Source organism: Bacillus cereus group sp. BfR-BA-01408, assembly GCF_022663305.1.
In the GTDB taxonomy this organism is placed as follows: domain Bacteria; phylum Bacillota; class Bacilli; order Bacillales; family Bacillaceae_G; genus Bacillus_A; species Bacillus_A pacificus.
In genome coordinates, this window is record NZ_JAKUFF010000371.1 from 1 (window position 1) to 207 (window position 207).

The following is a 207-nucleotide window of genomic DNA, read 5'->3' on the forward strand; positions in this document are numbered from 1 at the left end:
TTTTCTCCTCTTTATTCGGATCAACTTTTTGCTCCTGTTTCGGTGTTTCTTTCGGCTGATTTACAACCTTCGCTTCTTCTTTTACTTCTGGTGCTTTCGGTTGTTGCTCTTGTTGTTTCTCTTCTTGTGCTTTTTGCTGTTCTGGTTGTTTATTTACAGCTGGTTGTTCTTTCGGTTGTTCTTTCGGTTGTTCTTGTTGTTTCTCTT

Annotated in this window: 1 pseudogene; it reads right to left on the reverse strand. The window is 39.1% G+C overall.

The annotated features are described in order from the left end of the window. Positions 1-207: pseudogene (locus tag MR083_RS27700) on the reverse strand (DUF4430 domain-containing protein); the annotation flags it as partial.